Consider the following 3,303-nt stretch of genomic DNA (forward strand, 5'->3'; position numbering starts at 1 on the left):
CTTCGGTCTTGCGTTTCCGACTCTATCAGATCTTTTCTCGATCCGATTTCCTCGGTGCTTTCCAGGTTTCCGCTCTCGCGTTTTCCTTTCCGGCGATTCCGACTCTATCAGATCCTTTCGGCGTCTGATTCCCTGTCGGCGGGATTTGCCTTGGGGCTTCCGGCTTTCGCCCGTCGCCCTTTCGGCATTCACTACGTTAGCCGATTCCCTCGGCAGCTCATAATCGAGTTGCTGCGAGTCGGAATTCAGACATGCGGGCATGCCGAATTCGCTCCCGCTGAGGGGCGTTCGTAGGTAGTGGGTTGGCCGCTTCAGGCACTTGGCGAATGCCATACCCGGTCAAGCGGCTCGGGCTACGTTACGCGCCTGCCAAGAGCGCGTCAACTTGGGCGGCGCCTGGGGACATGGGCCCTGTACGGGCTCACCGTGGGGTCGTCGGCGATCCAGTAGCGCCAGGGGTGGCCGGCCCCGTCGCCGGAGACTCCGGTGCGTGGGCCGTTGCGTACCTGGTCGGAGCGGACCGGAGTACCGGTCAGCATCTTCAGCGGTGTCGCGTCGGAGGCGCACGCGTCCGTGCCGTCGAGGGCCCGGTCGACGTCCAGGGCCGTGGCCAGGCGGGCAGGGCCTTTGGCCAGTTCCTTGTCATAACGGGCCGAGAGTCGACGTTTGCGCGCGAGATCGGCGCCCTCGATCACCTCGCCGGCGCGGAGCAGAACGGCGCTCGCCGTGCCGTCGGGACCGCAGACGAGGTTCATGCAGTGCCACATGCCGTAGGTGAAGTAGACGTACACATGGCCGGGCGGACCGAACATCACGTCGTTGCGGGGTGTGCGGCCGCGATAGGCGTGGGAGCCGGGGTCGTTCCGGCCGTCGTAGGCCTCCACCTCTGTGAGGCGGAGGGTGATCGGGCCCTCGGGGGTCGTACGGACGAGGAGGCGGCCGAGGAGGTCGGGGGCCACCTCCAGGACAGGGCGGTCGAAGAAGGCCCTGGGGAGAGGCGTACGGTCGGGGGTCGCGATCATGCCCTCGGAGCCTAGTGGAGTCCGGTGGGTGCGTCGGGGTGGTCAGCGGGCACTCGGCTTGCCAGGGTGTGGGACGCGGAACCGGCCACCGCCGGATCGCGTTTGTAGGGATCAAGGGATCCCGTCAGTAGAAGTCGTAGAGGGAGAGTCATGGCGTTCAAGAAGCTGCTCGCGAGTCTCGGGGCCGGCGGGGCCTCGGTCGAGACGGTGCTGACGGAGGTCAATGTCGTTCCGGGCGGAGTCGTCCAGGGCGAGGTGCGGATCCAGGGCGGGTCCGTGAACCAGAACATCGAGGGTCTGTCCGTCGGGCTTCAGGCCAAGGTCGAGGTCGAGGGCGGCGACCAGGAGTACAAGCAGGACATCGAGTTCACCAAGCTCCGGCTGGGCGGTGCCTTCGAGCTCCAGGCGGGTGCCGTGCACGCGGTGCCGTTCGGGCTGGAGATCCCCTGGGAGACGCCGATCACGATGATCGACGGCCAGGCGCTGCGCGGGATGAACATCGGTGTGACGACCGAGCTGGCGATCGCGCGGGCCGTGGACTCCGGTGACCTGGACCCGGTCAACGTGCACCCGCTGCCGGCGCAGAAGGCGATCCTGGACGCGTTCGTCCAGCTGGGCTTCCGTTTCAAGAACGCGGACATGGAGCGCGGGCGGATCCGGGGTACCCGGCAGCAGCTGCCCTTCTACCAGGAGATCGAGTTCTTCCCGCCGTCGCAGTACCACGGTCTGAACCAGGTCGAGCTGAGCTTCGTGGCCGACGAGAACGCGATGGACGTCGTGCTGGAGATGGACAAGAAGCCGGGGCTGTTCAGCGAGGGCAGTGACACCTTCCGCTCGTTCCAGGTGGGTCTGCACGACTACCAGGCGACCGATTGGGCGGCGTACCTCAACCAGTGGCTGTCCGAGGTCGGCAGCAAGCGCAACTGGTTCTAGGCTCGGAATCACATACTCCAGAGAACCGTTCAGGAGGTACCGAGGTGACCGAGCTCAAGCGGCGGCCGCTCCCCCATGACTTCCATCCGCCCGTGCCGTCGTTCACGGTGACGAGCGAGGACGTCGAGGCGGGCGCCACGCTCAAGGGTGCTCAGGTGCACGCGGAGGGGAACACCTCGCCGCAGCTGCGCTGGGAGGGCTTCCCGGCCGAGACCAAGAGCTTCGCCGTGACCTGCTACGACCCCGACGCTCCGACGGGCAGCGGGTTCTGGCACTGGGTCCTGTTCGACATCCCGGCCTCGGTGACCGAGCTGCCGGCCGGCGCGGGCAGCGGGAAGTTCGAAGGGCTGCCCGAGGGTGCCGTGCAGGCGCGCAACGACTACGGCAGCAAGGACTTCGGCGGTGCCGCGCCGCCGCCCGGGGACGGGCCGCACCGGTACGTCTTCACCGTGTACGCGGTGGACCAGGAGAAGCTCGGGCCGGACGCGGACGCCTCGCCCGCCGTCGTGGGCTTCAACCTGCGGTTCCACGCGATCGCGCGCGCTCAGCTGATCGGTGAGTACGAGAATCCCGCGAAGGGATGAGTCAGTTCATCGTTCATTGAACGTTTGCCCGCCCCCGGTCTTGGAAGTGATCAGGGGCGGGCATTTTTATTGCGTTGTCCATCTCGGCGCGCCCGTCCAGAGTTGATCCGAGCCCGCCACGGAGTGTGGGCAGGTGCGCATGGGAGGTGGGCTGGATGCGTGACACGTTGGTCCTGAACGCAAGCTTCGAGCCGCTGTCTACGGTGACGTTGAACCGAGCCGTCGTCCTGGTCCTCCAGGACAAGGCCGTCGTCGAGCAGGCCCACCCCGAACTGCGTATGCGGGGTGCCGATGTGGACATACCCGCGCCCCGGGTGATCAGGCTGTGCAGGTACGTACGGGTGCCGTTCCGAAGACAAGCGCCATGGTCACGGAGGGGGGTGCTGGTCAGGGACCGGCACCGGTGCGCGTACTGCGGCCGCCGCGCGACCACCGTGGACCATGTGGTGCCTCGGTCGCACGGCGGTCAGGACTCCTGGCTGAACACGGTGGCGTCCTGCGCGGAGGACAACCACCGTAAGGCGGACCGGACTCCGGAGCAGGCGGGGATGCCGTTGCTGCGGCAGCCGTTCGAGCCGACTCCGCAGGACGCGATGCTGTTGGCGCTGGGCCAGGACGACTTGGCCGCGCTGCCGGAGTGGCTCACGCTCGACGCGGCCTGAGCCGGTGACGTGGGGGGGGGGGGGCCCCCCCCGGGGGGGGGGGGGGGGCACCCCACTCCGCGGAGGGTTCGTCGGCTTCCCGCTTTCTCCCCTTCTTCCGGA

General features: G+C 67.5%; 4 protein-coding genes. 3 read left to right on the forward strand and 1 reads right to left on the reverse strand.

All coding sequences use genetic code 11. The annotated features are described in order from the left end of the window. Positions 1–380 precede the first annotated feature (380 nt). Positions 381–1,022: a DNA-3-methyladenine glycosylase gene (locus ACZ6D7_RS37560; protein ID WP_469500738.1), complete on the reverse strand. Its 642-nt coding sequence runs from the start codon at positions 1,020–1,022 to the stop codon at positions 381–383. 150 nt (positions 1,023–1,172) lie between these two features. On the opposite strand from ACZ6D7_RS37560, the gene ACZ6D7_RS37565 reads away from it, so the two are divergent. From ACZ6D7_RS37565 to ACZ6D7_RS37575, 3 genes are all read left to right on the forward strand, one after another. Continuing rightward, complete coding sequence (locus ACZ6D7_RS37565) at positions 1,173–1,955, forward strand: sporulation protein (RefSeq protein WP_469500740.1); 783 nt, start codon at positions 1,173–1,175, stop codon at positions 1,953–1,955. A gap of 44 nt (positions 1,956–1,999) precedes the next feature. Beyond that, positions 2,000–2,539 carry a YbhB/YbcL family Raf kinase inhibitor-like protein gene (locus ACZ6D7_RS37570; protein WP_469500741.1) on the forward strand — a complete coding sequence of 180 codons (540 nt, stop codon included), beginning with the start codon at positions 2,000–2,002 and terminating at the stop codon, positions 2,537–2,539. A gap of 155 nt (positions 2,540–2,694) precedes the next feature. Further along, positions 2,695–3,201, forward strand: a complete 507-nt coding sequence (locus ACZ6D7_RS37575) for an HNH endonuclease (RefSeq protein ID WP_469500743.1) — start codon at positions 2,695–2,697, stop codon at positions 3,199–3,201. Positions 3,202–3,303: the final 102 nt, after the last annotated feature.

The sequence above is a fragment of the Streptomyces sp. NPDC041784 genome (assembly GCF_055591025.1).